Source organism: Pseudomonas sp. LBUM1647 (genome assembly GCF_059716175.1).
In genome coordinates this window covers 901,395-927,385 of sequence record NZ_CP166809.1, presented here as the reverse complement: position 1 = coordinate 927,385, position 25,991 = coordinate 901,395, and the positions used below count along the sequence as shown (strand labels likewise).

At 59.2% G+C, this 25,991-nt stretch carries 21 protein-coding genes and 1 tRNA gene; 6 read left to right on the top strand and 16 right to left on the bottom strand.

From position 1 onward, the window contains the following. Window positions 1-45 precede the first annotated feature (45 nt). The 3 genes from ACA059_RS04055 to ACA059_RS04045 are packed head-to-tail and all read left to right on the top strand — an operon-like array spanning window position 46 to window position 1,763. Entirely contained in the window at window positions 46-1,251 is a 1,206-nt protein-coding gene (locus tag ACA059_RS04055) for a colicin E3/pyocin S6 family cytotoxin (RefSeq protein WP_497632821.1), read from the top strand. Continuing rightward, window positions 1,248-1,490, top strand: coding sequence for a pyocin S6 family toxin immunity protein (locus ACA059_RS04050; RefSeq protein WP_497632820.1), 243 nt, complete (start codon window positions 1,248-1,250; stop codon window positions 1,488-1,490). The genes ACA059_RS04055 and ACA059_RS04050 overlap by 4 nt, the downstream gene beginning before the upstream one ends. A gap of 42 nt (window positions 1,491-1,532) precedes the next feature. After that, window positions 1,533-1,763 (top strand): DUF7683 domain-containing protein, encoded by a 231-nt coding sequence (locus ACA059_RS04045; RefSeq protein ID WP_449643240.1) that lies wholly within the window; start codon window positions 1,533-1,535, stop codon window positions 1,761-1,763. A 145-nt stretch (window positions 1,764-1,908) separates the two neighbouring features. Here ACA059_RS04045 and ACA059_RS04040 read toward each other — a convergent pair whose 3' ends face one another. The 3 genes from ACA059_RS04040 to ptsP are packed head-to-tail and all read right to left on the bottom strand — an operon-like array spanning window position 1,909 to window position 7,462. After that, window positions 1,909-3,648 carry a PTS fructose-like transporter subunit IIB gene (locus tag ACA059_RS04040; protein WP_497632819.1) on the bottom strand — a complete coding sequence of 580 codons (1,740 nt, stop codon included), beginning with the start codon at window positions 3,646-3,648 and terminating at the stop codon, window positions 1,909-1,911. Between the two features lie 11 nt (window positions 3,649-3,659). Continuing rightward, window positions 3,660-4,601 carry a 1-phosphofructokinase gene (gene pfkB, locus ACA059_RS04035; RefSeq protein ID WP_497632818.1) on the bottom strand — a complete coding sequence of 314 codons (942 nt, stop codon included), beginning with the start codon at window positions 4,599-4,601 and terminating at the stop codon, window positions 3,660-3,662. Continuing rightward, window positions 4,601-7,462, bottom strand: a complete 2,862-nt coding sequence (gene ptsP / locus ACA059_RS04030; protein ID WP_497632817.1) for a phosphoenolpyruvate--protein phosphotransferase — start codon at window positions 7,460-7,462, stop codon at window positions 4,601-4,603. Before ptsP ends, pfkB begins: the two co-directional genes overlap by 1 nt. Window positions 7,463-7,750: 288 nt before the next feature. Here ptsP and cra point away from each other — a divergent pair, with 288 nt between their 5' ends. Together cra and ACA059_RS04020 are read left to right on the top strand one after the other, a co-directional pair. Further along, window positions 7,751-8,746, top strand: coding sequence for a catabolite repressor/activator (cra, locus tag ACA059_RS04025; protein WP_497632816.1), 996 nt, complete (start codon window positions 7,751-7,753; stop codon window positions 8,744-8,746). 3 nt (window positions 8,747-8,749) lie between these two features. Then, entirely contained in the window at window positions 8,750-9,526 is a 777-nt protein-coding gene (locus ACA059_RS04020) for a TatD family hydrolase (RefSeq protein WP_497632815.1), read from the top strand. On the opposite strand, the gene ACA059_RS04015 is transcribed toward ACA059_RS04020, so the two are convergent. The 5 genes from ACA059_RS04015 to ACA059_RS03995 form a co-directional block, all read right to left on the bottom strand. Then, window positions 9,527-9,916, bottom strand: coding sequence for a hypothetical protein (locus tag ACA059_RS04015; protein WP_497632814.1), 390 nt, complete (start codon window positions 9,914-9,916; stop codon window positions 9,527-9,529). It abuts the gene before it with no gap. 109 nt (window positions 9,917-10,025) lie between these two features. After that, a complete protein-coding gene (locus tag ACA059_RS04010) occupies window positions 10,026-12,056 on the bottom strand; it encodes a methyl-accepting chemotaxis protein (protein WP_497632813.1) in 2,031 nt (676 codons plus the stop codon). 181 nt (window positions 12,057-12,237) lie between these two features. After that, complete coding sequence (ampE, locus tag ACA059_RS04005) at window positions 12,238-13,074, bottom strand: regulatory signaling modulator protein AmpE (RefSeq protein WP_497632812.1); 837 nt, start codon at window positions 13,072-13,074, stop codon at window positions 12,238-12,240. Window positions 13,075-13,076: 2 nt separating this feature from the next. Beyond that, window positions 13,077-13,646 carry a 1,6-anhydro-N-acetylmuramyl-L-alanine amidase AmpD gene (gene ampD / locus ACA059_RS04000; RefSeq protein WP_497632811.1) on the bottom strand — a complete coding sequence of 190 codons (570 nt, stop codon included), beginning with the start codon at window positions 13,644-13,646 and terminating at the stop codon, window positions 13,077-13,079. 64 nt (window positions 13,647-13,710) lie between these two features. Continuing rightward, on the bottom strand, window positions 13,711-15,921 hold the full coding sequence (locus ACA059_RS03995) for a DUF1631 domain-containing protein (RefSeq protein ID WP_497632810.1): 2,211 nt from the start codon (window positions 15,919-15,921) through the stop codon (window positions 13,711-13,713). A gap of 285 nt (window positions 15,922-16,206) precedes the next feature. On the opposite strand from ACA059_RS03995, the gene nadC reads away from it, so the two are divergent. Beyond that, on the top strand, window positions 16,207-17,055 hold the full coding sequence (nadC, locus tag ACA059_RS03990) for a carboxylating nicotinate-nucleotide diphosphorylase (RefSeq protein WP_129438593.1): 849 nt from the start codon (window positions 16,207-16,209) through the stop codon (window positions 17,053-17,055). A 50-nt stretch (window positions 17,056-17,105) separates the two neighbouring features. On the opposite strand, the gene ACA059_RS03985 is transcribed toward nadC, so the two are convergent. The 8 genes from ACA059_RS03985 to nusA all read right to left on the bottom strand — a co-directional run bounded on the left by ACA059_RS03985 (window position 17,106) and on the right by nusA (window position 25,973). Then, window positions 17,106-17,411 carry a DUF6388 family protein gene (locus tag ACA059_RS03985; RefSeq protein ID WP_059403417.1) on the bottom strand — a complete coding sequence of 102 codons (306 nt, stop codon included), beginning with the start codon at window positions 17,409-17,411 and terminating at the stop codon, window positions 17,106-17,108. A gap of 137 nt (window positions 17,412-17,548) precedes the next feature. Then, window positions 17,549-17,621: transfer RNA gene (locus tag ACA059_RS03980), tRNA-Thr, on the bottom strand. Window positions 17,622-17,760: 139 nt separating this feature from the next. Then, window positions 17,761-19,866: a polyribonucleotide nucleotidyltransferase gene (pnp, locus tag ACA059_RS03975; RefSeq protein WP_497632809.1), complete on the bottom strand. Its 2,106-nt coding sequence runs from the start codon at window positions 19,864-19,866 to the stop codon at window positions 17,761-17,763. A 197-nt stretch (window positions 19,867-20,063) separates the two neighbouring features. Beyond that, window positions 20,064-20,333 (bottom strand): 30S ribosomal protein S15, encoded by a 270-nt coding sequence (rpsO, locus tag ACA059_RS03970; protein WP_140681637.1) that lies wholly within the window; start codon window positions 20,331-20,333, stop codon window positions 20,064-20,066. 117 nt (window positions 20,334-20,450) lie between these two features. After that, entirely contained in the window at window positions 20,451-21,368 is a 918-nt protein-coding gene (gene truB / locus ACA059_RS03965) for a tRNA pseudouridine(55) synthase TruB (protein ID WP_497632808.1), read from the bottom strand. 3 nt (window positions 21,369-21,371) lie between these two features. Next, window positions 21,372-21,773, bottom strand: a complete 402-nt coding sequence (gene rbfA, locus ACA059_RS03960) for a 30S ribosome-binding factor RbfA (protein ID WP_008149016.1) — start codon at window positions 21,771-21,773, stop codon at window positions 21,372-21,374. Window positions 21,774-21,932: 159 nt separating this feature from the next. Then, entirely contained in the window at window positions 21,933-24,464 is a 2,532-nt protein-coding gene (gene infB / locus ACA059_RS03955; protein ID WP_497632807.1) for a translation initiation factor IF-2, read from the bottom strand. A 27-nt stretch (window positions 24,465-24,491) separates the two neighbouring features. Further along, complete coding sequence (nusA, locus tag ACA059_RS03950; protein WP_008024459.1) at window positions 24,492-25,973, bottom strand: transcription termination factor NusA; 1,482 nt, start codon at window positions 25,971-25,973, stop codon at window positions 24,492-24,494. Between the last annotated feature and the right edge of the window lie 18 nt (window positions 25,974-25,991).

The window sequence follows — 25,991 nt, the reverse complement described above, 5'->3', positions numbered from 1 at the left end:
CAAGTAGGTTCGAGGCTCCCCAGCCACACTCAGAACAGGACGCCTATGGCTCGCAACAAGGACATCCCCCAAGTCTGGGAACACAGCAGTGGTGGCGGCGGCTCGGGCATTGGATACCGTTACCTGCGAGACATGACCCCGACTGAGTTAGCCGAGCGCAATGCCAGACAAAAGTCTTACGACGATATGCTAGCTAGACAACAGCGGTATGAAGACCGCCTCGTTCGTCAATCCGAAAAGCAACAAGGCTCCAATACCAAAGGCTGCGTATTCGCCAAAAGCTGCAATCTTCCAGATGGCGTAATCGATCACAACAACCCCGCCGGGTTTGTCCCCGTCGAGAAACTGACTGACTACGGGTCGTGGGCCGCGCTTGGCACCGGGGTCGCGATCACCGCCGAAGGGATTCCACTGAAACTAGTGGGTGCCTCGGCAACGGGCGGCGTCATTTCCCAACGTCTCGGCGGTTCTCTTGCTCTGCGTCTACTAACAGGCTCAGCGGTTGTAGCGACTGGTGCAGCGGTCGGGACAGTTGCGCTATTGATGCCGAACACCAGCATTTCGCCAGACAGTGCCTTTTACCAAAACGAGCAATACGCAATGCTGGATACGGGGCGAACCCGTGTCCGTATCAACGTAAAGACATTGCCGGATGGCTCAGTCAACGCTTACGGCTTTTACACCGGCGGGAAAAAAGACTGGGAATTTGTCCCGGTCATCAAGGCCACTCAAGAAGGCGAGAAGTTTGTTGCTGACATCGGTAACGGAATTGGCCTGACCTGGACGCCAGCAGCGAATCCTGACGTTGTACTGGGAATTCCTGCATTGGAAGGCGCCCCGCAACTACCGTCTGTATGGGTGTACCCGCCCACCGAGCAAGCCAACAAAGCATTAGTGAACCCGGAACATCCGCCCGAGTATCAGGATGCGATCATCTGGTTCCCTGCCGACACAGGTGTAGAGCCGATCTACATTATGCTGAGCGTATTGCCGGGGGATCACAGCTATCACCCCAGACCCAACAGCTTCCCTGCGTTCCCAGGGCTCAAACGCGCAACACCTAAAACTCCAAAAAAAGGCGGTGGGTTACGCGATAGATGGAAAGATGAAGACGGTACGATCTACGAATGGGACTCTCAACATGGGGCGCTGGAAAAGTACAACAAGCGTGGAAAGCACCTCGGTGAGTTCAATCCGGAGACGGGGGCCCAGACAAAGCCAGCAAATAAAACCAGAGCGGTTGAACCATGAAATACGAACTGAAGTTTCAGATTTACGGAATACCTGAAAACGGTGACTTGGCTGTATTCGAGGTGGATTTGTCCCGGTCCATTACAACGGATGCCCTGATGCCAATAATGGCTTGGTATGAAGAAGAGGATGCCATGGCAAGCCATCTTCTATCCGCCGAGCAGGTTACAGCCATTGAGAATCTCGCGATGATTGAACTTCCCAAGGACCTAATGCTGTATCTCAGCAGCTACGAGTGAGCCTTGAATGGCGCGCAACTCAGGGTCTGGATTTAAAGAGAAATGAAACATGTCATAGAGGTCTTCGACAGACACAGTGAGGAGCTTCTCCTGAGTGTGGAAATACCCAATAGCCGTCACAAGGAACTAGCAAAACTAATGGATTGGCATACACCAGAGGATGAGTTTGACGGCTACGATCTTTCGCTAGAACAAGTGCGAACACTTGAAGGCTGGACCGGCAGAACCCTCAGAGACGAGAACCACATCGTGCAGTTGGTGTGTATCGAGTAACCCACTCCAACGTCATCAGTTAACTGCCAACACAGCAGATCCCCTTGTGGGAGCGAGCCTGCTCGCGAAAGCGGCCTGACAGTCGACGTTTATGGCAAATGTAAGTCCGTCTTCGCGAGCAGGCTCGCTCCCACAGGGGTGGATGTCAGGCCTTGGCTGGCTCTAGCGCCAGCTCAACCGTCTCCGGCCGCTTGAGCACCGCATACGCCACCGCCGTCAGCAAACTCCCAGCCACAATCGCCAGCAAATAAAGCAGCGCATGATTGATCGCATTCGGGATCGCCAGCACGAACAACCCGCCATGCGGCGCCATCAGTTTGCAGCCGAAGTACATCGACAACGCACCGGTCAGCGCACCACCGGCAATGCTCGCCGGGATCACCCGCAGCGGGTCTTTCGCGGCAAACGGAATCGCGCCTTCGGAGATGAAGCACAGCCCCAACACCAACGCCGCTTTACCGGCCTCGCGTTCGGTCTGAGCAAACTTGCGCCGCGCAATAAACGTAGCGATGCCCAGTCCAATCGGCGGCACCATGCCGGCCGCCATGGTCGCGGCCATCGGTGCATAACTTTGCGACGCCAGCAGCCCCACCGAGAACGCATACGCGGCTTTGTTGATTGGCCCGCCAAGGTCGACGCACATCATCCCGCCCAGTAACACACCGAGCAGAATCGCGTTGGTGGTGCCCATGCTGTCGAGGAAGTGCGTGAGGCCTTCGAGCATCCCGGCCACCGGCTTGCCGACCACGTAGATCATCACCAGACCGGTGAACAGACTCGCCAGCAACGGGATGATCAGGATCGGTTTCAGCGCCTCAAGACTTTGCGGCAAGCGCGCATAACGATTGATCGCCTGCGCCGCGTAACCGGCGATGAAACCGGCAATGATCCCGCCGATAAAACCGGCGCCCAGAGTACTTGCCAGCAGGCCGCCAATCATCCCCGGCGCCAGGCCCGGGCGGTCGGCGATCGAGTAGGCGATGTAACCCGCCAACAGCGGCACCATCAGCTTGAACGCGGTCTCGCCGCCAATCTGCATCAGCGCCGCCGCCAACGTGCCCGGTTCCTTGAAGGCAGTGATGCCGAACACGAACGACAAGGCGATCATCAGACCGCCCGCCACCACCATCGGCAGCATGAACGACACGCCGGTCAGCAGGTGTTTGTAGACGCCACTTTTCTCTTGCTTGGCCGGGCCTTTGGCACCGCTCGAAGCGGTTTCCTGCGTGCCTTCGGCCAACGCTTTGTTCAGCGTCGCCTCGGCCTGTTTGAGGGCGATGCCGGTGCCGCAACGGTAAATCTTCTTGCCGGCAAAACGCTCGGTGGCGACTTCGATATCGCAGGCCAGCAGCACCACGTCCGCATCAGCAATTGCCGCTGCACTCAACGGATTGCGCGCGCCAACCGAGCCCTGGGTTTCCACTTGCAGGTCGTAGCCCAGACGCTTGGCCGCTTGCTGTAAGGCTTCGGCGGCCATGAAGGTGTGAGCGACGCCGGTCGGACACGCGGTAATCGCGACCAAACGCGGAGCGTTTTTTACAAGGGCGGCAGGCTCGGCCACGGCTTCGGGGGCGACGTAAACCTGAGCCTCTTCAGCACCGCGACGCAGCACCGCTTCCACATCTTGCAGGGCTTGCGCCGGGGTACTCTGGAACACCCGCTTGCCGACGAATCGCGACATATCCACCGGCGCGCTGGTCACCAGCAACACCCACTCGGCCGCCTCGATCGTGGCCGCCGACAATTGGCGTTCAGGGTGCGCGGCATCGTTGACTTCGACACTGGTGCTCCAGCCCTGACGCTGGGCTGCCGCGTCGAGCAAACGGGCGCACAGCACACTGGTGACCATGCCGTTCGGGCAGGCCGTAACAATGGCTAACTTCATGACAAACCCTCTTATTGTTCTGTCAGGGTGCGCATGCGCACGCCCTGTTCGAGCCGCGCCAACTGCGTGGCGTCGCCAATACCGAAACCGATCTGGGTGACCGCCATTGCGGCAATCGCCGTGGCGGTGCGCAAGGTCTGTTCAGGCGTGTCGGCGCTGAGCAGACCGTGGAGCATGCCGGCCAGTAACGAATCGCCTGCGCCAACGGTGCTGACGACACTGACCTTGGGCGGCGTGGCATGCATCGCCGAGCCGACACTGAACCAGTTCACGCCATCGGCACCGTCGGAGATCACCACGTGCTCGATGCCTTGAGCATGCAAGCGGCTCGCGGCTTGCGCTTGCGCTGCCACCGAAACCACCTCGCAGCCCAGCACGTCGGCCAGTTCTTCGGTGTTCGGTTTTATCAACCACGGACCGGCATTGAGCGCGGCCCGCAAGGCTTCGCCACTGGAGTCCAGCGCCACGTTCAAACCGAGATTTTTCAAACGCACAATCAACGCCTGCAACCATTGAGGGCTGATGCCTTGGGGCAGGCTGCCGGCAACGACGACCGCATCATGACCGGGGGCAATTTGATCAAGTCGATCAAGCAACGCCTGTTGCGCGGCTTCACTGACCAAAGGTCCGGGACCGTTGATGTCGGTGATGCGCCCATCGCTTTCCGCCAGTTTGATGTTGCTGCGCGTCTCACCCGGAACACGGATGAACGCGTCGATAAAACCGCGTTTGGCGAACAGGGTTTCGAACGCCTGGAGGTTGTCCTCCCCGAGGAAACCGCTGACCGTGAGCTGATGCCCGAGGTCCGCCAGCACCTGTGCCACGTTCACGCCTTTACCGGCGGCATGCGTGTGCATCTCGTCGCTACGGTTGACTTGGCCGGGGGCAAGTAGCGGCAATTGGACGGTGAGGTCCAGCGCCGGGTTAAGGGTCAGGGTCAGGATCTTGGCCATTACAGGGCCTCCACTAGTGCGCGCACTTCATCGGCGCTGCCCACGGCCAGGGCCTGTTGGGCAAGGATTTGGGTCTGGGCCAGGTTGAGTTCGCGAATCCGCGCCTTGACCTCGGCAATGCTGCGACCCGACACACTCAACTCATCCACACCCAGACCGACCAACACCGGCACCGCCAGCGGATCGGCCGCCAGCTCGCCGCACACGCCGACCCACTTGCCGTTGGCATGTGCCGCGCGCACGGTGATGTCGATCAGTTGCAGCACTGCCGGATGCAAGCCGTCAGCCTGGGCCGACAAGGTTGGATGACCACGGTCGATGGCCAGGGTGTATTGGGTCAGGTCATTGGTGCCGACGCTGAAGAAGTCGACCTCTTTGGCCAGCACCGGCGCCAGCAATGCAGCCGACGGCACTTCAATCATGATCCCCAGTTGCAGGTCGGCAACCGGAATTTCCAGACGCAGACGTTCGGTCATGTCCCGCGCCTGACGCCATTCATCGACGCTGCCGACCATGGGGAACATGATCCGCAGTGGACGGTTGTCCGCTGCACGGAGCAACGCGCGCAATTGCGCTTCCATGATGTGCGGACGTTGCAGGGTCAGGCGAATACCGCGCACGCCGAGGAACGGGTTTTCTTCTTTGGCGATCGGCCAATACGGCAGCGGTTTATCGCCACCCACATCGAGAGTACGAACCACCAGCGGTCGCCCCGCCAGTCCATCTAGCACGCGACGGTATTCGACTTCCTGGGTCGCCTCGTCCGGCGCTTGCGAGTGAGCCATAAAAATCAGTTCGGTGCGCAGCAGGCCAATGCCTTCGGCGCCCTGCTCCACCGCACTGGTGACACCCGCGCTTTCACCGATATTGGCGAACACTTCGACCGCATGACCGTCGGTGGTCAGCGCCGGTTGATGGCGTTGTTCGGCGGCCGCTTTCAGACGTTGCTCGCGGGTGTCGCGCTCTTCGGTGGCGCGCTGCAAGGTCGCCGCGTCGGCGTCCACGTGCAGGCGGCCGCGCTGACCATCAATCAGCAATGGCGTGCCCGGCGCCAGCAACAACACGGCCGGGCCAGCGCCGACCAGCGCCGGAATCCCGAGGGCTCGCGCGACAATTGCGCTGTGGGCGGTGGCGCCGCCACGGGCAGTGAGGATGCCGGCGACGCGGGTCGGATCAAGGCGGGCGACATCGGACGGACCGACTTCGTCCATCACCAGAATGTACGGTTGCTCAGGCTCGCTCGGGGTTTGGAAGCCACTCAACTGCGCCAATACCCGACGACCGATATCACGCAAGTCGGCGGCACGCTCGGCGAGCAAGGCGTCCTGCAGCGATTCCTGTTGTTTGGCCGCCGCTTCAATCACAGCCATCCACGCCGCTTCGGCGCTTTCGCCTTGCTTGAGACGGGTGTCGACTTCATCGGTCAATTCCGGGTCGTCGAGCATTTCCTGGTGGGTGATGAAAATCTCGCGAATGGCCTTGGACTTGCTGCGTTCGATCAAGCCTTCGATGTCGCGACGCACGTCCGCCAACGCCTGTTGGAGACGCTCGCGCTCGATCGCGGCAGACTCGCCGCGCAGCGGGTAATCAATGGTTTGCAGCACTTGAATGTGCGCCGGGCCGATGGCGATGCCCGGTGCGGCGGCAATGGCCTGAACCAGGCTGCCGGAGGCTGGCGCGAGGACCACTTCGGCCACATCGGCGATCACTTCGCGCTGCTGGCTGACGGCGGGCAGCGGCTCGACTTCTTCACCGAGGCCTTCTTCGATGGCGGCCAGCAAGGCTGGCAAGGCATCGGCGGCGATGCTCGGTTCGGCGACAAATTCCAGCACCTGACCGCGACGGGCGCCGAGGCTGAGCAGTTTGCTCAAGCTCTTCACCGACACGGCGCTGTCCTGGCCATCGACGATGCGTACGCGGATTTCACCTTCAAAACTTTTCGCCAGTTGCGCGAGGATCTTCGCCGGACGCGCGTGCAAGCCGTGGGCGTTGGCCAAGGCGATGCGAGCGCTGGGCCAATCGGCCGGCAGCTCACCGCCCAGGACTTCGAGGACTTTACGGCTGCTGGTGGCGCGGCCCAATTCGTGGCCGCGACCTTCGATCAGCAACGCACAAAGGCGTTCGAGCAAGGCCTGATGGGCTTCACCGAGGCTGGCCAGGCAGAACAGACCGCTGAGCGGCTGGCCGAGGTAACGCATGGGTTTGTCCGGTGTGACGAAGGCCAGGCCCGGCCGCTTGACCGTTTGCTCGCTGTGCAACCACCACAGGCCATCGCCCAGCGGCAGCGCGTCGACCTGCTGCAACACGGCCGAGAAACCGTTGCTCACGCAGTCGGCCTGACGCAGCAAACGTGCACCGCGCCAGACCAGCTCTTCGAAGTCATCGGCGGACACACCGAGGCCGATCATCTGTGCATCCAGCGCCAATTCTTGCGGCGCGCCTTGCAACAGTTTCAACAAGGCTTCGGCGGAACTGGCGCGGCGCAGCGCCTGGCCCAGGTCGGTTTCGCCGAGGGCACGGGTCAGCAGTTGCAACAGGCGCAGGTGTTCGTCGGATTTGGCCGCAATACCGATCGCCAGATAGACGATCTGACCGTCGCCCCAGTCCACGCCTTCGGGGAACTGCATCAACCGCACGCCGGTGGAAAACACCTGATCGCGGGTTTCCGGCGTACCGTGGGGGATGGCAATACCTTGACCGAGAAAGGTCGAGCCCTGGGCTTCGCGCGCCTGCAACCCGGCGAGATAACCCTCGGCCACTAGGCCATCGGTGACCAGATGCTGCGCCAGCAGGTGCAACGCTGCGGACTTATCCACAGCCGACTGGCCCATGGATATCTGCTCTATGGTGAGCTCGAGCATGCTTTCTCCTTTTTGGCGTCTTGTGACGCCAGGTATTGTTTTGAATGATTCAGCTTAGGCCCTTAGTCATCACTTTTGGCGGTTTCGCGGCAGAACCGGCAAAGGAGCCTATAACGTAGAAAATACGCTTGCTGAAACGTTTAATCTAGAATGATTGGCACGTTACTCGATAATGTCTCATCCTTGAAGTCCAATTGTCGGATGCGTCGCGACGATGGTCTTCTGCCTTAATCGGGTAGGATTGGCGAAAATGTCGAGGCAAGCTCGAAAAAACAAGGAAAACCCGGGTTGAAACTCAGTGATATCGCCCAGTTGGCCGGTGTGTCCGTTACCACCGCCAGCTATGTCATCAATGGCAAGGCAGAACAACAACGTATCAGCAGTGCCACCGTCGAGCGCGTGCGCGCGGTCGTCGAACAACATGGCTTTACGCCCAATCCCCAAGCTGCCGGGCTGCGCAGTCGGCACACCCGCACCTTGGGTTTCATTCTGCCGGACCTGGAAAACCCCAGTTACGCGCGCATCGCCAAACTGCTGGAACAAGGCGCCCGCGCTCGCGGCTATCAGCTGCTGATCGCCAGTTCCGACGATGCACCGGACAGCGAACGGCAATTGCTGAAACTGTTCCGGGCCCGGCGCTGCGATGCATTGATCGTTGCCAGTTGCCTGCCGGCCGGCGATGACAGCTATCGCCAATTGCAGGCCAAGGGCATTCCAATCATCGCGATCGACCGGGTCATGGAGCCTGAGCATTTCTGTTCGGTGATCAGTGATGACCGCGAGGCCAGCCTGCAACTGACCCGCAGTCTACTGGACCCGCTGCCCAAGCAGATCGCACTGATCGGCGCACGCCCCGAACTGAGCATCAGCCAGGAGCGGGCGGGCGGTTTCAAAGATGCGTTGGACGGGTTCAAAGGCGAGGTGCTGATCGAACACGGCGAGTCGTTCAGCCGTGAGTGCGGCAAACAGTTGATGGCAGAACTGCTACAGCGTCTGGGCCATTTGCCGGATGCGCTGGTGACCACGTCCTACGTGCTGCTTCAGGGCGTATTCGATGCCTTGCACGACTTCCCGCTTAAAACCCGCCCGCTGCGCCTCGGTACGTTCGGCGACACGCAGCTGCTGGATTTCCTGCCGCTGCCGGTCAACGCCATGGCCCAGCAGCATCAGCTTATCGCCGACAAGGCTCTGGAACTGGCCCTGGCCGCCATCGAGCAATCGGATTACCGACCCGGCGTGCAGGCCATCGCGCGGACCTTCAAGCAGCGTATTCGCCAGGACTGAACCGTGGAGCTGATCGACAGCCACACTCATCTGGACTTTCCGGACTTCGACGAGGATCGCACGGCGTTGTTGGCCGAGAGCCGCGCCCTTGGAGTGCGGCGGATGGTGGTGCTGGGGGTTTATCAGGGCAACTGGCAGCGCGTCTGGGATCTGGTGCAAAGCGATCCCGACCTGTATGCGGCGTTCGGTTTGCACCCGGTGTATCTGGATGATCATCGTCCTGAAGATTTACACGACCTGGGTGATTGGCTGACCCGATTGGCGGGTCATCGGCAGTTGTGCGCGGTGGGCGAGATCGGTCTGGATTACTTTATCGAAACCCTGGACCGTGAACGCCAACAGGCACTGTTCGATGCGCAGCTGCAACTGGCGGCGGACTTCAATCTTCCCGCGCTGATTCATGTGCGACGCAGCCACGCGGCAGTGATTGCCACGCTTAAACGGTTTCGCTTGAAACGCGCGGGGATCATTCATGCCTTCGCCGGCAGCAAAGAAGAAGCCTGCGAATACATCAAGCTCGGTTTCAAACTGGGCCTGGGCGGAGCCGCGACCTGGCCTCAGGCGTTACGCATGCACCGTGTGCTTGCCGAATTGCCGCTTGAATCGGTGGTACTGGAAACCGATTCTCCGGACATGGCGCCCGCCATGTTCCCCGGCCAACGCAACAGCCCGGCGCATCTGCCGGCGATCTGCTCGGCACTGGCCGGGATCATGGCGATCAGCCCTGAGCAATTGGCCGCCGCCAGCACTGCTAATGCCTGTGAGCTGTTCAACTGGTAATCAGTCGGCGTGGGCCTTCGCGGCCTCAAGCATCAGCGTCATGTGCTGCCGGTGCCGGGCAAACCGAATGACGATGAAATAGACGAGCATCGCCAACAGCGAAAAATTCAGCTGCTCGACGACACTGAGCATCCCGACCCACTCCAACACCAACGCCACCAGTAACGCGGTGCAGACCATGATCAACGAGCTCGCCCGCAGCAATGCCAGGGTGTCGACGGACTTGAAGCGCTTGATCTGTTTCGGATCGTTCAGTTCCAAGGCTTTCTGGCAGTGGGAACACGTGAACGCTTCATTGATCGCGATGGCGTTGAGTTGCCAGGGTTTGAGCTGGAGTGTGCTCCCGCAATGAGCGCAGTGACCCTGGATTCCAATCGTTGCAGCAGACATAACCAAGCCTCCTCAGGGCAGGTCCAAGTGATTGATCTTCCTTCATTAAAGACCAAAAACCAGACGGCGGAGGAAAACCGGACATTGCCCTGTAGGAGCCGGGTGTTCTTCAGACCCGGAACGCGCTGATCAACTGCTTCAACTCCACCACCTGAGCCGACAACGCGCGACTGGCGTCCTCGGTCTGGTGTGCACCTTCGGCAGTACGCTCACCGGCGCGGTTGATCTCGACAATATTCTGGTCGATGTCATGGGCCACGGCGGTCTGCTGCTCTACCGCGGCGGCGATCTGCTGGTTCTGATCGACGATCATGCCGACGGCACCGAGGATGTTTTCCAGCGCTTGCTGAACCTTTTCCGACTGCCCCACCGTGCCGTTGGCCATCTGATGACTGGTCCCCATCGCCTTCACCGCAGCGCCGACACCGCTGTGCAGCTTGGCGATCATCTGCTCGATTTCCTCGGTCGATTGCTGGGTGCGCTTGGCCAGGGTCCGAACCTCGTCCGCCACCACCGCAAAACCACGCCCCTGCTCACCGGCCCGAGCGGCTTCGATGGCCGCGTTGAGGGCCAAGAGGTTGGTCTGTTCGGCGATGCTCTTGATCACCTCCAGCACACGGCTGATGGACTGGCTGTCGCTGGCCAGTTGATTGATCACCAGCACCGACTGATCGATCTCACTGGCCAGTGCAGCGATGCTGCCCTGCTGGGATTCCACCAACCCGCGACCGCTGATGGTCTCGTCATTGACGCTATGGGCGCTGCTGACCGCTGCGGCGGCACTGCGTGCAACCTCAAGTGAGGTGGCCGACATCTGGTTCATGGCCGTGGCGACCTGCTCGATCTGCGTGCGCTGCCCCGCCACCGCCTGGTTGCTCTGGGCGGAAACGTTCTCCACCTGCCCGGCCTGGCGCTCGACCTCAGTGACGGTCTGGCCGACCCGCTCGATCAGATCATGGATTTTCTTCACGGTGCCGTTGAACACCTCGCCCAACTCGCCCAGTTCATCACGGCTGTTGGCGCTGAAGGTCACCGTCATGTCGCCGGCCGCGACTTTGTCCATCACCGCGCCCAGACGTTTGAGGGTGGTGCGGGTCGAGGCGTAGAAGCCGCCGTAGAGGTAAAAAATCAACACAAACACCACCGACAGCGCCACGGCCTGCAAGACCATATGGGTGCGGTTCTGCTCCAGTCGCTGTTGCAGCTGGGTGCCGAGAAACTTCAGGGTGGCTTCATTGAGTTGGTACGTCTGGTCCATCAGGCCCGTGACCTGGTCGTAAAAGCCCTGCCACGGCGCATCCAGCGTGTCGGCCATCACTACCTGCTCTTCGAACAGTTCACTGGCCTTTTTCAACGATGCCTTGCTGCTATCGGCCTGGGCGGCCAGGGTTTCCCGTGCCGCTTTGCTAGAGCCCAGCGCGTCCTGCAACTTCAGGGCATATTCGGCCTGTAGTTTTTCGATCTGCGCCAGCAACTCATCAAAACGGGTACTCGATGCCGAGTTGAGAAAGCCCTGCCCCAGCGAAAAAGAGCCCATCGCCCGACCTTCGCCCAGAAGCTGGGTAACGGGCGGGGTGACATTGGTGATGAGTTCGCTCAGCTGGCGCATGTCACTCTGGGTGTCGCGGCTGAGGCCGGCCTGACTGGCGATGATCTGGCTGAAAATTTGCGCGTTGCCGAGCAACTTGCCGATCATCGCGCTTTTGCTTTGCAGGGAGTTTTCCGCTTGCTGGGCCTTGAACGCGGCGATCATTTCATCGCGTTTAGCATCGAAAACCGTGATTTGCTCGGGGTCAGCGGTCATCGCTGTCAGCCCTTGCAAACGGGTCAGCACATTTTGCCCCAAGGTACTGATCTGCGACTCGACATTGCCGGCCTTGCCGGACTGACCGAGGGTGACGTTGATCTGCACCAGGTTGTTCAGGGTTTCCAGATCGCGCCGTAGCGTCAGGCTGCTGCCCAGCAGGTCGAGGCTTTGCAGTTCGACTCGGGTGCCTTGGAATTCGCGATAGGAATCACGTACCAGATAGAAGTTGGTCACCAGCATCGGCACAAGGAACAGCACACTGATCAGGCTGAACTTCATGCCGAAGCTCAGGCGGTTCATCAGCGCGACGGCGGGATAGAGCAAGCTCTTCACTGGAAGTCTCCCTTTGATTTCTTATTTTTATTGGCAGGCGCGGGTCGAGAGCAGATAGCCACTATTCGGCGCTGTCTCTGTATAGCTTAAATCGGCGGGAGGTTTTGTAACTTAAGGTTAACGAGGGGGCTTTGCCCCCAACGGGAGCAAGCTCCCTCGCCACAAATGGAGTTCAGTGTGCTTACGGAAAGACGGTCCACAACGCAAAACCGGCGTACCAGAGCACTGCCGCGCGCAGCAACAGTTCCCAGATCCGGTCGAGGTTGTTGATGCCGTCTGGTCCGACCACCGGTGCCGGGATTTCACCGGCCACCAGCCCGACCTTCTCGATCAGTTGAGCGGCGCTGATGTTCCAGTTCAGCAGTTCGTGCAGCATCACTCGGCCGACCGCGACAAAGTTGCCGACCAACGCAAAACTTGCCGCCAACAATCGCACCGGCACCCAGTCGAACGCATGACGCAGTTTTGTCGCGCGCTCGACCACGGCCGGGTTCTGCCCGTGTTCTTCGGCCAGGGCCAGCAGTCGATAGCTCAGGGCTGCGACCGGACCCAGCAGGAAGTACCAGAAAATCACCGCGAAAAAGCTCTGATAAGCCTCCCACAGCAGATGCCCTTCGACCCGTTCCAGCAGTTGTTCGCCGCTATCGGCGCAGATACCCACATCGCGGTCCGCCACATGAGCGGCCGCTTGCAGGTCTTCCCGGCGCCAGGCATCGCGAAACGGCCCGAGACCGGCCAGCAGATCACCGCGGCCGAGACTGTAAATCACCACCAGCAGGTGCACCGGCAACGCCAGCAGACCGTAAGCCACCGGGTCCAGTACCAGCAGCAGCAAACCCAGCAGTGCCACTGGCAACAACACCAGGATCACCAAGACCAGCCACGGACTGTTCGCCAGACGCGGACTGACCTCAAGCTTGTTCAGCTCGCGAACCCATCCACCATCGCGCTGAACCCGATGACGCAGGCCCGAGAACTTCTCGATCCAGACCGCCAACAGCAACACCAGAAAACTCATTGTTACTCCTTATTTCCCAGAGCAGCTTTTGCCAGGGCGGCGCGATAGCGTGCCCAGTCGAACGCTGGCCCCGGATCGGTTTTACGCCCGGGTGCGATGTCGCTATGCCCGCAGATGCGCTGTGCGGTGATGGCCGTGAAGGCGCTTTGCAGCTGCCGGGTCAGGGTCGTCAACGCTTGATACTGAGCGTCGGTGAACGGCAGATCATCCGTGCCTTCAAGTTCGATGCCCACGGAAAAATCGTTACAGGTTTCCCGGCCCTCAAAACTCGAGACGCCGGCATGCCAGGCACGCTCAAGACAAGAGACAAACTGAGTGACGGTGCCGTCACGTTCGATCAGAAAATGCGCAGACACACGCAGGTCGGCGATCCCTTCAAAGTAGGGATGCTCCGTGACATCCAGACGATTCTGGAAAAATTCCTGCACCTTGCCGGTGGCGAATTGCGCAGGCGGCAGGCTGATGTTGTGGATCACCAGCAGGGAAATTTCGCCCGAGGGGCGCGCATTGAAGTTGGGCGAGGGGCAAATATCTACGCCCTGACACCAACCGCTCGCGGGGTCCAACTGCATACAGGTTCCTTCAACGACGACTGTGTAGGCGCCCAGTATGCCGCGATAGACCCTCGGGGCGCGATCACTTGCCGCGATTGAGGCGCCGCAGGTTGCCGATCACCGACTCCAGCGCCCGGTCGAACAGCAAGGTGTCGTCCAGCGCGCGCACCGCGCCACGACGGAATTCCAGCGCCAGACCGGTGCGGCTGCGCTCCAGCACTTTCATCCCGGTGCGATTGACGAAAATATACTTGCCGGTGGCTTCAATGATCGCCGCCAGCTTGCAGCGAAGGGTGTTTTCCTCGTCTTCCTGAAACTCGACCCAGCACCCCAACCGCAGTTGATCGACCTGAAGCAGACCGGCATCGTCCTCCGGCAAGCGCACTGACGCCGTATCGACCGGCCCTTCGTCCGCGGTTCGCAGGATGATTTCCTGCCGCACTTCGACCATTACCGGTGTATCGACAGACTGCTCAAGCTTTTGCCCAGGACGTTCGAACAGCTGAACGTGCAAGGCTTCCAGCTCACTGAAAAATTCGCTGGTGGCGAACGGATCGAAGGCCGAACTGCTCAGCCCGTCGCGCAATGACTTGAGCAACCCAGGCACCAGCGCCAACAAGCGCAGGCTCGCATCGGGTTCATCATGACGCTGCACGCTCCAGATCAATTGCTCCATGGACCGCACATCGGCGTGCCACTCGGCCGACTGATCGCCGTGCTTGAGACAGGTCAGCAGCAGCACCTGGCTCCACGCTTCCTGGACAAACACCACCACCCGCTGCGGCAATACTTTGCCCAACAAGGCCTGATTCAGCACCTGTTCGACGCGCTGGCGGGCCAGTTCAGTCCTGGCGCGGCCTTCTTCGGCGTCACGGGTACGTTGCTCCAGCAGCTCACTGCGACGGCGCTCATCGCTGGTGAAGGCGAGAAAATCAGCGAGCAATTCGGAAAAGACCGCCGGATCATCGACAAAATCGTTCAGCAACCGTTGCACCACTTGCTCGATGCGCAGATACAGGCTGTCGCGCTCATGGTCATCGCACTCGCCCCAGCCCATGGCTGCGGTGGCGATTTCATTGAGCAGGCGTCGGGCCGGGTGACTGCTGCGGCTGAAGAAGCTCTTGTCGAGCACCGCCACTTTCAGCATCGGGATCTGCAAACGGGCGATCAACGCCTTGAGCGAGTCCGGCAGGTTGCGGTCATCGAGGATGCATTCGAAGAGCATGGCGATCAGGTTTATCACGTCTTCGTCGGCCACCCCGACCACGCGTGACTTGCCACTTTTGACGCTGACCCGGGTCAGCAGTTGTTCGAGCTGGTTTCGCAGATCGAAGTCGTCCTGGGCTGCCGGCGCCGGCACATATTGCTGCAAGTGCGAGAGCAGCCGCATTAGGTCACGGGTGGAAATCGGCTGTGTCTGGGCACTGGCTTCAAGGGTTGGCGCGACACTGCCACGCACGTGAAACAGCAACTCCTGCAACGCCGCGAAGACTTCCTGCACGTTGTCGTCGATCGGCGGGCCACCTGCGCGAGTGTTGGCCGGCGCGGGTTCAGCTCCGACGCTGGCCGCCGCACGATCCGTGACCCGACGCGCAGGCGCGGGCTTAAGGTCGGGCAGAACACCGGTGGCGCTCAGCAACTGATTGGCTTCGGCGTAAAGCTGGTTGGCATCCCTGAGCACATAGCGCTCGAACAGCTTGAGGATGATCAGCTTGACCTTGATCTCCACCCCCAGGTTGCGCCCGGCCTGCAAAAAGTACTCGCAGAGCATCGCCGGCCCCATGGGGTTGTGCAGATCGAGCAGTTCCCTGCCCAGCAGTGCGCTGAGTCGGGCGGTCAATTGCTCCAGGGCAAAGCCGTCGCGGTTCAGCACTTTGCTGACCATCGCCTCCACTGCCACGCTGCGCTCCATGTCGTCATCGGGCAGCGACACCGAAGCGTCGAAGGCCAACGCCGAGGGCAAGGCAGATTGACTGATGTCGTACTGGGTGAGGCTGACAAAAGCCTCGAAGAATTGTTCGAGAAAGCCGCGTTCGATGTTTTTGCGCTTGAGGCGCAAGTCGCGCATGGCTTCGAAGAAGAGGTTCTGTTCGACGTCATTGCGGGCCCGGTCGGCCATTTCGAACAGCGTGTCGTCGGCGTTATCGAACAATTCCTGCAAACCATGCCTGAGCTGTTGGGCGGCTTTGTCGCGAACCTGAAGCAGTATCACAGGCAGGCGGGCGAGCGGCGAGTGAGTCGCCTGGTCGGTAGCAACCTTGTGCAAAGGCACTACATTCCCGTCGTTGTGCATTCAGGCCTCCTGAAACGGTGAGTCTTCGAATAGTCGTCAATCCAAATCCACGTCAAAGCCATGACGTCAAAAGCAAGGCGGATTATCTTGCAAAAGATGTCCCCTCTACCAGCAGACTCTGCGTTTCCCATTGAAATAGACGCTTATGGCAGACGCTGACTTAGTGCCGATTGCTCAGGCGAATCGACCAAATGCAGGTTTCAGAGCGATGGGAACGCCTCTGATGCCTTGGGTTGCCCTGCGCCATGGCCCTATAATCGGGCCACTTTGTTTGTGGAGTCCGTTATGCCGAATCTACGTCTCGCCGATTTGACCGCCGAAATCGAAGCCAACGTGCGCCGTGCGTTGCTCGAAGACATCGGCAGCGGCGACATCACCGCACAGCTGATCCCGGCCGAACGCCTGGCCAAAGCCACCATCATTACCCGCGACGCTGCCGTCATCTGCGGTACAGCCTGGGTTGACGCAGTGTTTCGGCAGTTGGACCCACGTGTTGCGGTGCACTGGCAGGTGCGCGATGGCGAGCGGGTGAAACCCAATCAGGTGCTGTTCCACCTCGAAGGCCCGGCGCGCTCGTTACTGACGGGCGAACGCAGTGCACTGAACTTCCTGCAGTTGCTTTCTGGCGTGGCCACGCGCGCGCAGTACCTGGCGGATTACGTTGCCGAGACTCAGGTGAAGTTGCTCGATACCCGTAAAACCTTGCCGGGGCTTCGTCTGGCGCAGAAATACGCCGTGACCTGCGGCGGGTGCCATAACCACCGCATCGGCCTGTACGACGCCTTCCTGATCAAGGAAAACCATATTGCCGCCTGCGGTGGCATCCCGGAGGCCATCAAAGCCGCGCACAAGATTGCCCCGGGCAAACCGGTGGAGATCGAAGTGGAAAGCCTGGAGGAGCTGAAGGAAGCCCTGGCGGCCGGTGCCGACATCATCATGCTCGATGAGTTGAGTCTGGATGACATGCGCGAAGCCGTGCGCCTGAACGGCGGCAAGGCAAAACTGGAGGCCAGCGGCGGTATCAACGAAAGCACGCTGCTACCGATCGCCGAAACCGGGGTGGATTACATCTCGATTGGTGCGATGACCAAGGATGTGAAGGCTGTCGATCTGTCGATGCGCCTGAGCCTTTGATAACGCCTGTGTGAATGAAAAACGCCAGCCTCGTGAGGCTGGCGTTTTTATCAGACCACCAGATTATTCATCTCGCAGTACTCTTCCCACTCGACGCCCAACACCTCGGCAGCCTCCTTGTGCAGAACAAGGCGCGCAGCCTCGAACTCTTCAGGGGTTGAGGTGTACTTGAGCGTCAGTTCCCAAGGCTGCAAGCCCTGAGACTCTGCCTCATCCTCGAATGCCCACTGGATCTGGTCTTTCTGATCGTCGGCGGGCAAATCCTTGATCTCTTCGGCTAGCTGGGGCGAATCCAGCAAGTACTTCTTCAGCGCTTCTTCGTGTCTGGCTTCTTGGGTCAATTCTTTAACGGTCATGGCGTTCTCTTTGATCTGGGGAATGGAAGATGGATCTGGATCATCAAGGATCTCTCTGACGCAAAAAAACCGTTTGAAGCCCGGTTTATCTGGCCTTCAGAACCATTCGGGATCATCTGAAAACAACGTGTCGCTCGTGCCCGAGACAGGAATCGAACCTGCGACCTTCGCGTTACGAGTGCGCTGCTCTACCAACTGAGCTACACGGGCAGTGGGCTAAACCTAGCACTGACTTTGGGGTCAGGCAACTTCATGGTTCGTCTCATTTTTTTGCAGGCAAAAAAATGCCCCGCAGCTTTCACTACGGGGCATTTTTTATAACGTTGAAGCGGTCAGGCGTGGGGAGTGATTAAACGCCCGAAGCCTTGGCTGCTGCTACGTCTTTGATGGACAGCTTGATACGGCCGCGGTTGTCCACGTCCAGTACCAGAACTTCCACTTCCTGGCCTTCTTTCAGGATGTCGGTCACTTTCTCTACGCGAGCGTCGCTCAGCATCGAGATGTGAACCAGACCGTCCTTGCCAGGCAGGATGTTGACGAATGCGCCGAAGTCGACGATGCGCTCAACCTTACCGATGTAGATCTTGCCGATTTCAGCTTCAGCGGTGATACCCAGAACGCGCTGACGGGCAGCTTCAGCCGCTTCCTTGGTTTCGCCGAAGATCTTGATCGAGCCGTCGTCTTCGATGTCGATCGAAGCCTTGGTCTCTTCACAGATCGCACGAATGGTCGCGCCGCCTTTACCGATAACATCACGGATTTTGTCGGTGTCGATTTTCATCGCGATCATGGTCGGAGCGTTTTCCGACAATTCGGTACGCGACTGGCCAATGATCTGGTTCATCTGACCGAGGATGTTCAGGCGCGCTTCCAGGGCTTGGCCCAGAGCGATCTCCATGATTTCTTCGGTGATGCCTTTGATCTTGATGTCCATCTGCAGCGCGGTCACACCTTTGGCGGTACCGGCTACTTTGAAGTCCATGTCGCCCAGGTGGTCTTCGTCACCCAGGATGTCGGTCAGGATAGCGAATTTCTCGCCTTCTTTAACCAGACCCATGGCGATACCGGCAACCGGAGCCTTCATCGGCACACCAGCGTCCATCAGGGCCAGGGAAGCACCGCAAACGGAAGCCATCGAGCTCGAACCGTTGGATTCGGTGATTTCCGACACCACACGGATGGTGTACGGGAACACGTCAGCGGCAGGCAGCATGGCTGCAATCGAACGACGGGCCAGACGGCCGTGACCGATTTCGCGACGACCAGCGCCACCCATGCGACCACACTCACCTACCGAGAACGGAGGGAAGTTGTAGTGCAGCATGAACGGGTCTTTTTTCTCGCCTTCCAGAGTGTCCAGCAGTTGTGCGTCACGGGCGGTGCCCAGTGTTGCAACAACCAGGGCCTGGGTTTCGCCACGGGTGAACAGTGCCGAACCGTGGGTCTTTGGCAGAACACCGACTTCGATGTTCAGAGGACGTACGGTCTTGGTGTCGCGGCCGTCGATACGTGGCTTGCCGTTTACGATGTTTTCGCGAACGGTGCGGTATTCGATTTCGCCGAAAGCGGCTTTGACTTCGCTGGAAGAAGGCTGGCCTTCTTCACCGGACAGCTTGGCAACCACCTGGTCTTTCAGCTCACCCAGGCGAGCGTAACGGTCGGCCTTGATGGTGATGGTGTAAGCCTGGGAGATCGCGTCGCCGAACTCGGCACGGATAGCGCCCAGCAGAGCAGTGGCTTCTGGCTGTGGAGCCCAGGTCCAGGTCGGCTTGGCAGCTTCAGCGGCCAGTTCTTTAACGGCGTTGATCACCACCTGGAACTCGTCGTGAGCAAACAGTACCGCGCCCAGCATCTGGTCTTCGGTCAGCTCTTTGGCTTCCGATTCAACCATCAGAACGGCTTCCGAAGTACCGGCAACGACCATGTCCAGGCTCGAAGCTTTCTGTTGTTCGTAAGTCGGGTTCAGCAGATAACCGGTGCTTTCATGGAACGCAACGCGGGCAGCGCCGATCGGGCCATCGAAAGGAATGCCGGAGATGGCCAGCGCAGCCGAAGTACCGATCATCGCAGCGATGTCCGGATCGGTCTTCTTGCTGGTGGAAACGACGGTGCAGACAACCTGCACTTCGTTCATGAAGCCTTCTGGGAACAGCGGACGGATCGGACGGTCGATCAGTCGGGAAGTCAGGGTTTCTTTCTCGGAAGGACGGCCTTCACGCTTGAAGAAACCGCCAGGGATCTTACCGGCAGCGTAAGTTTTTTCCTGGTAGTGAACAGACAGAGGGAAGAAGCCCTTGCCTGGATCGGCTTGCTTGGCGCCGACCACAGTCACCAATACGCTGACGTCGTCGTCAACGGTGACCAATACTGCGCCGGAGGCCTGACGGGCGATACGGCCAGTCTCGAGGGTAACGGTCGACTGACCGAACTGGAATTTTTTGATTACCGGGTTCACGGTGTCCTACCTTCTTTTGTGGCTCTTGGGGAACTTGTCTTCTTGCGAAATTCTTGGGCAACGTCGGGAATCGGCCCGACTGTCATTGTCCAGGTAAAGCAGGTATCCAGATAAAACTTGAGGCTGGGAGCCTGCCATGCGCCAGCGGGAAACCCACTGACGTACGACAGACAACCAACCTCTAGCGCAATCGCTTATTAGCGACGCAGACCCAGGCGACCGATCAGAGCCTGGTAACGACCCAGATCCTTGCCTTTCAGGTAGTCCAGCAGCTTACGACGCTGGTTTACCATACGGATCAGACCACGACGGGAGTGGTGATCTTTACCGTTGATCTTGAAGTGACCTTGCAGCTTGTTGATGTTGTGGGTCAGCAGTGCAACTTGCACTTCTGGCGAACCAGTGTCACCAACAGCTTGCTGGTAGTCAGCTACGATTTGAGCTTTTTCTTGAACGTCGAGAGCCATGAGGCAATCCTTTTATCAGGAAACTGTTTCAAAGAAACAGCTTCAACAGGCCAGGGACAAATCCCTGTATCTAAAAATGAGGAGTGACCGTGCCTGTTAACAGCCACCCTCGTTCGGTCATTCTGACCGAATCAGTCGACGTGGCGCGATGCGCCCGTCTTCGCTCACTTCACCGATACCGATGAAGCGACCATTGTGATCCTGTACCCGTACCATGCCGAACTTCGGTGCATCCGGGGCTCGTACCGGTTGGCCGTTAAGCCAGTAGAACGAGCTGTGCTCCGAGAACTGCAACAGTGGCCAATCCAGCAAGCCGCTGTCCGAGGGCATCAAAAAGCGGTCGACCGCTTCGTTGCCACCTTCGGCATGTACCGCTTCCAACTCTTCCAGCGTGACCGTCTGGGCCAGCGTGAAAGGCCCGGCCTGGGTACGTCGCAGTTCAGCAACGTATGCGCCACAACCGAGTTGCTCACCGATATCCTCCACCAGGGTGCGGATATAGGTTCCTTTGGTGCAATCCACTGCAAGCCGCGCAGTATCACCTTCAAAGGCCAGTAATTCCAAGCGCGTAATAGTAACAGAACGCGGTTCGCGCTCCACTACTTCACCTGCCCGGGCCAGCTTGTACAACGGCTGGCCATCACGTTTAAGCGCCGAGTACATCGGCGGTATCTGACTGATTTGCCCGCGAAAACCGGGCAAAACAGCTTCGACATCGGTGCGACCAACGGTCACCGGGCGTTCCTGCAAAACTTCACCCTCGGCATCCGCCGTGGTGGTGGTCTTGCCCAGTTGCGCCAGGGTTTCATAAGCCTTGTCGGAATCGAGCAGGTATTGCGAAAACTTGGTGGCCTCACCGAAGCACAACGGCAACACGCCGGTGGCCAGCGGATCGAGACTGCCGGTGTGCCCGGCCTTCTCGGCGTTCAGCAACCAGCGAACCTTCTGCAACGCGGCGTTGGAGGTAAACCCCAGCGGTTTGTCGAGCAGGATGATACCGCTGACGTTACGACGGATACGTTTGACCTGAGCCACCGATTACTCCTTGGTGTCTTCGGCTTCTGCCGCAACCGGATGCTGATTGTCTTCAGCTACCGCACGTTCGATCAATGCCGACAGATGAGCACCACGCACGACGCTTTCGTCATAGTGGAAGTGCAACTGTGGAACGCTGCGCAACTTCATTTCGCGAGCTAACTGCATGCGCAGGAAACCGGCGGCGGAGTTGAGCACCTTAATGCTTTGCGCGATGTCTTCGGCGTTGTCCTGACCCATCACGGTGATGAAGATCTTGGCGTGACCGACGTCACGGCTGACTTCAACAGCAGTAATGGTGACCAGGCCGACGCGCGGGTCTTTGACTTCACGACGGATCAGCTGTGCCAGCTCACGCTGCATCTGATCGCCAATACGTTGGGTACGGCTATATTCTTTTGCCATGTCTTGTTACCTGTTACTGCCACACGGTGAAACCCGTGGGGTCTGAAAGCGGCAAACGCCCGGCCTGACAAAAGCCAGACCGGGCGTTGCGTTTAGAGTCCTGACGCCGTGCCGCGCACTTGCATGCGGCGGCTCGCCGTGGCCCTTGAAGTGCGCGAGTTAGAGGCTGCGAGCAACCTGAACCTTCTCGTAGACTTCGATCTTGTCGCCAGCTTTGACGTCGTTGTAGCTCTTGACGCCAATACCGCATTCCATGCCGGCACGTACTTCGGAAGCGTCATCCTTGAAGCGGCGCAGGGATTCCAGCTCGCCTTCGAAGATAACGATGTCTTCACGCAGTACACGGATTGGACGGTTACGGTGAACAACACCTTCGATAACCATGCAACCGGCGATCGCGCCAAACTTCGGCGAACGGAACACGTCGCGCACTTCAGCGGTACCCAGGATGTTCTCGCGAACATCGCTGCCCAGCATACCGGTGAGGGCTTTCTTGACGTCTTCGATGATGTCGTAGATCACGTTGTAGTAACGCATATCCAGACCTTCCTGCTCGACGATCTTGCGAGCGCCAGCATCGGCACGCACGTTGAAGCCGAACAGTACAGCGCTGGAGGCCAGCGCCAGGTTGGCGTCGGACTCGGTGATACCACCGACACCGCCACCGACAACACGCACTTGCACTTCGTCGTTACCCAGGCCGTTCAAGGCACCGTTCAACGCTTCCAGCGAACCACGGACGTCGGATTTGAGGACGATGTTGAGCGTCTTCTTCTCTGCCTGACCCATGTTTTCGAAGATGTTTTCCAGCTTGCCGGCGTGAGCGCGAGCCAGTTTGACTTCGCGGAACTTGCCTTGACGGAACAGAGCCACTTCACGGGCTTTCTTCTCGTCCGACAGCACGCTCATCTCGTCGCCAGCGTCCGGGGTACCGTCCAGGCCGAGGATCTCGACAGGGATGGAAGGACCGGCTTCCTTGATTGGCTTGCCGTTCTCGTCGAGCATGGCACGTACACGGCCATAGTTCGAACCGACCAGCACCATGTCGCCTTGGCGCAGGGTACCGTCTTGAACCAGAACGGTTGCAACCGGGCCACGACCTTTGTCGAGACGCGATTCAACCACAACGCCACGGCCAGGAGCCGAAGGCGTCGCTTTCAGTTCCAGAACTTCAGCTTGCAGCAGAACAGCTTCGAGCAACTCGTCCACGCCAGTACCGACTTTCGCCGAAACCGATACGAACGGGGTGTCGCCGCCCCACTCTTCCGAAGTCACGCCGTGAACCGACAGTTCGCTACGGATGCGATCGAGATCAGCGCCCGGCTTGTCGATTTTGTTCACTGCAACAACCAGTGGAACACCGGCAGCCTTGGCGTGCTGGACCGCTTCAATGGTCTGCGGCATTACGCCGTCGTCCGCTGCAACGACCAGGATCACAATGTCAGTCGCCTTGGCACCACGGGCACGCATTGCGGTAAACGCGGCGTGACCCGGGGTATCGAGGAAAGTGACCATGCCGCGATCAGTTTCAACGTGGTACGCACCGATGTGCTGGGTGATACCGCCGGCTTCGCCAGCAGCTACCTTGGCACGACGGATATAGTCGAGCAGCGACGTCTTACCGTGGTCAACGTGGCCCATTACGGTCACGACTGGCGCACGGGAGAACGTCTCACCTTCAAACTTCAGGGACTCGGCCAGGGAATCTTCCAGGGCGGTGTCGCTGACCAGGGTCACTTTGTGGCCCAGTTCTTCGGCTACCAGTTGAGCAGTTTCCTGATCAAGCACCTGGTTGATGGTCGCTGGAGTACCCAGTTTGAACATGAACTTGATGATTTCAGCAGCCTTGACCGACATCTGATTGGCGAGATCGCCAACAGTGATGGTCTCGCCGATCTGCACATCACGCACGACAGGGCCGGTTGGGCTCTGGAAACCGTGGGCGTTGCGTTTTTTCAGCTTGGCCTTGCCGCGACCACCACGACGGAAGCCATCGCTTTCTTCGTCGGTAGTACGTGGGGCAACGCGTGGAGCAGGCGCTTTCTCTTTGACCGAGGCACGATGCGGAGCGTTTTTACGCTCGCCGTCGCCACCACCGCTGCGACGATTGTTATCGTCGGCACGTGGTTTATCCGGACGGCGCTGTTCGTTCTGCTTGTTGCGAACGTCAGCAGACGGTGCTGGAGCAGCGGCTACAACCGGTGCGCTTTCGCGTACTGGCTCGGCAACTGCAGCAGGCGCTGCAACGGCGTCGTTAGTAGCGGTTTGCGCAGCAGCAGGCTGGCGACGCGCTTCTTCTTCGGCGCGACGCTTGGCTTCTTCTTCAGCCTTCTGACGTGCAGCATTGTCTACTGCGCGACGTTCTTCCAGTTCGCGTTTGCGCTCGGCTTCGATTTCTTCCGGGCTGCGCTGTACGAAGACTTTCTTCTTGCGTACTTCAACGCTGATGCTTTTGCTGCCAGCAACACGCAGGGTGCTGGTGGTTTTGCGCTGCAATGTAATCTTGCGCGGTTCTTCCACTTTCGCCTTGTGGCTGCTCTTCAAGTGAGTCAGCAAAGACTGCTTCTCACTATCGCTCACACCTTCATCGGCGGCGGTGTGCGGCAGACCTGCCTCACGCATCTGCTGCAACAGGCGCTCTACCGGTGTTTTGACCTCATCGGCCAGTTGTTTCACCGTGACTTGCGTCATGCACTTCTCTCCTCAGGCCGCGCCTAATTACTCGAACCAATGGGCTCGGGCGGCCATGATCAACTTGCCGGCACGATCATCGTCAATGCCGTCGATGTCGAGCAGATCGTCAATAGACTGCTCGGCCAGGTCTTCGCGGGTAATTACGCCGCGCACCGCCAGTTCCATCGCCAAATCCTTGTCCATACCCTCAAGCGAGAGCAGGTCTTCGGCCGGATGGGCGTCTGCCAGCTTTTCCTCAGTAGCGATGGCTTTGGTCAACAAACGATCCTTGGCGCGAGCGCGAAGCTCGTTGACGGTTTCTTCGTCAAAGCCGTCGATGTTGAGCATTTCTTCCAACGGTACGTAGGCAATCTCTTCCAGGCTGGTGAAGCCTTCATCTACCAGCACCTGTGCCAGGTCTTCGTCGACTTCTAGCTCGTCGATGAAGTTGCGCAGGATGTCGCCGGTTTCTGCTTGCTGCTTAGCCTGGATGTCCGATTCGGTCATCACGTTCAGGGTCCAGCCAGTCAACTGGCTAGCCAGACGCACGTTCTGACCACCCCGACCAATGGCCTGAGCCAGATTGTCTGCGCCAACGGCGATGTCCATTGCATGGGCATCTTCGTCAACGATAATTGCCGCCACTTCAGCCGGCGACATTGCATTGATCACAAACTGAGCCGGGTTGTCGTCCCACAGGACGATGTCCACACGCTCACCGCCCAACTCACCCGACACTGCCTGGACGCGCGAACCGCGCATACCGATGCAAGCGCCTTGCGGGTCGATGCGTTTGTCCTTGGAGCGGACCGCGATCTTGGCACGCGAACCCGGATCACGGGACGCAGCCATTACTTCGATCAGGCCTTCAGCGATTTCCGGCACTTCGATGCGGAACAACTCGATCAGCATTTCCGGCGCGGTACGCGACAGGATCAGCTGCGGGCCGCGGTTCTCGGTGCGGATTTCCTTGAGCAGCGCACGCAGACGCACGCCAACCCGGAAGGTTTCGCGAGAAATGATGTCTTCGCGAGCCAGCAACGCTTCAGCGTTGTTGCCCAGGTCGACGATCACGTTGTCGCGGGTCACTTTCTTCACGGTGCCGGAGATGATTTCTCCCAGGCGCTCGCGATAGGCATCAACGACTTGAGCGCGCTCGGCTTCGCGAACTTTCTGCACGATGACTTGCTTGGCAGTCTGTGCAGCGATGCGGCCGAACTCAATGGACTCGATCTTTTCTTCGACTACATCACCAACCTGAGCACCAGGATGCGTTTCTGCAACCTTGCTCGGCCAGGTTTCGATGGCCGGATCGTCCAGGTCTGCTTCTTCGACGACAGTCCAGCGACGGAATGTCTCGTAAGCACCGGTGTGGCGATTGATTTCCACACGCAGATCAACTTCGTCCTCGAAACGTTTTTTGGTAGCAGTGGCCAGAGCCAGCTCCAGCGCTTCAAAAATTACGTTTGCCGGTACGCCCTTTTCATTGGATACCGACTCAACAACCAGCAGTACTTCTTTGCTCATCGTACGCCTCGCCTTTCG

Excerpts from the sequence above, each read along its gene's own strand:
- ACA059_RS04055 (WP_497632821.1), top strand. The coding sequence starts at position 46 with ATGGCTCGCAACAAGGACATCCCCCAAGTCTGGGAACACAGCAGTGGT.
- ACA059_RS04050 (WP_497632820.1), top strand. The coding sequence starts at position 1,248 with ATGAAATACGAACTGAAGTTTCAGATTTACGGAATACCTGAAAACGGT.
- ACA059_RS04045 (WP_449643240.1), top strand. The coding sequence starts at position 1,533 with ATGAAACATGTCATAGAGGTCTTCGACAGACACAGTGAGGAGCTTCTC.
- ACA059_RS04040 (WP_497632819.1), bottom strand. The coding sequence starts at position 3,648 with ATGAAGTTAGCCATTGTTACGGCCTGCCCGAACGGCATGGTCACCAGT.
- pfkB (WP_497632818.1), bottom strand. The coding sequence starts at position 4,601 with ATGGCCAAGATCCTGACCCTGACCCTTAACCCGGCGCTGGACCTCACC.
- ptsP (WP_497632817.1), bottom strand. The coding sequence starts at position 7,462 with ATGCTCGAGCTCACCATAGAGCAGATATCCATGGGCCAGTCGGCTGTG.
- ACA059_RS04015 (WP_497632814.1), bottom strand. The coding sequence starts at position 9,916 with ATGTCTGCTGCAACGATTGGAATCCAGGGTCACTGCGCTCATTGCGGG.
- ampE (WP_497632812.1), bottom strand. The coding sequence starts at position 13,074 with ATGAGTTTTCTGGTGTTGCTGTTGGCGGTCTGGATCGAGAAGTTCTCG.
- ampD (WP_497632811.1), bottom strand. The coding sequence starts at position 13,646 with ATGCAGTTGGACCCCGCGAGCGGTTGGTGTCAGGGCGTAGATATTTGC.
- ACA059_RS03995 (WP_497632810.1), bottom strand. The coding sequence starts at position 15,921 with ATGCACAACGACGGGAATGTAGTGCCTTTGCACAAGGTTGCTACCGAC.
- nadC (WP_129438593.1), top strand. The coding sequence starts at position 16,207 with ATGCCGAATCTACGTCTCGCCGATTTGACCGCCGAAATCGAAGCCAAC.
- ACA059_RS03985 (WP_059403417.1), bottom strand. The coding sequence starts at position 17,411 with ATGACCGTTAAAGAATTGACCCAAGAAGCCAGACACGAAGAAGCGCTG.
- rpsO (WP_140681637.1), bottom strand. The coding sequence starts at position 20,333 with ATGGCTCTCGACGTTCAAGAAAAAGCTCAAATCGTAGCTGACTACCAG.
- rbfA (WP_008149016.1), bottom strand. The coding sequence starts at position 21,773 with ATGGCAAAAGAATATAGCCGTACCCAACGTATTGGCGATCAGATGCAG.
- infB (WP_497632807.1), bottom strand. The coding sequence starts at position 24,464 with ATGACGCAAGTCACGGTGAAACAACTGGCCGATGAGGTCAAAACACCG.
- nusA (WP_008024459.1), bottom strand. The coding sequence starts at position 25,973 with ATGAGCAAAGAAGTACTGCTGGTTGTTGAGTCGGTATCCAATGAAAAG.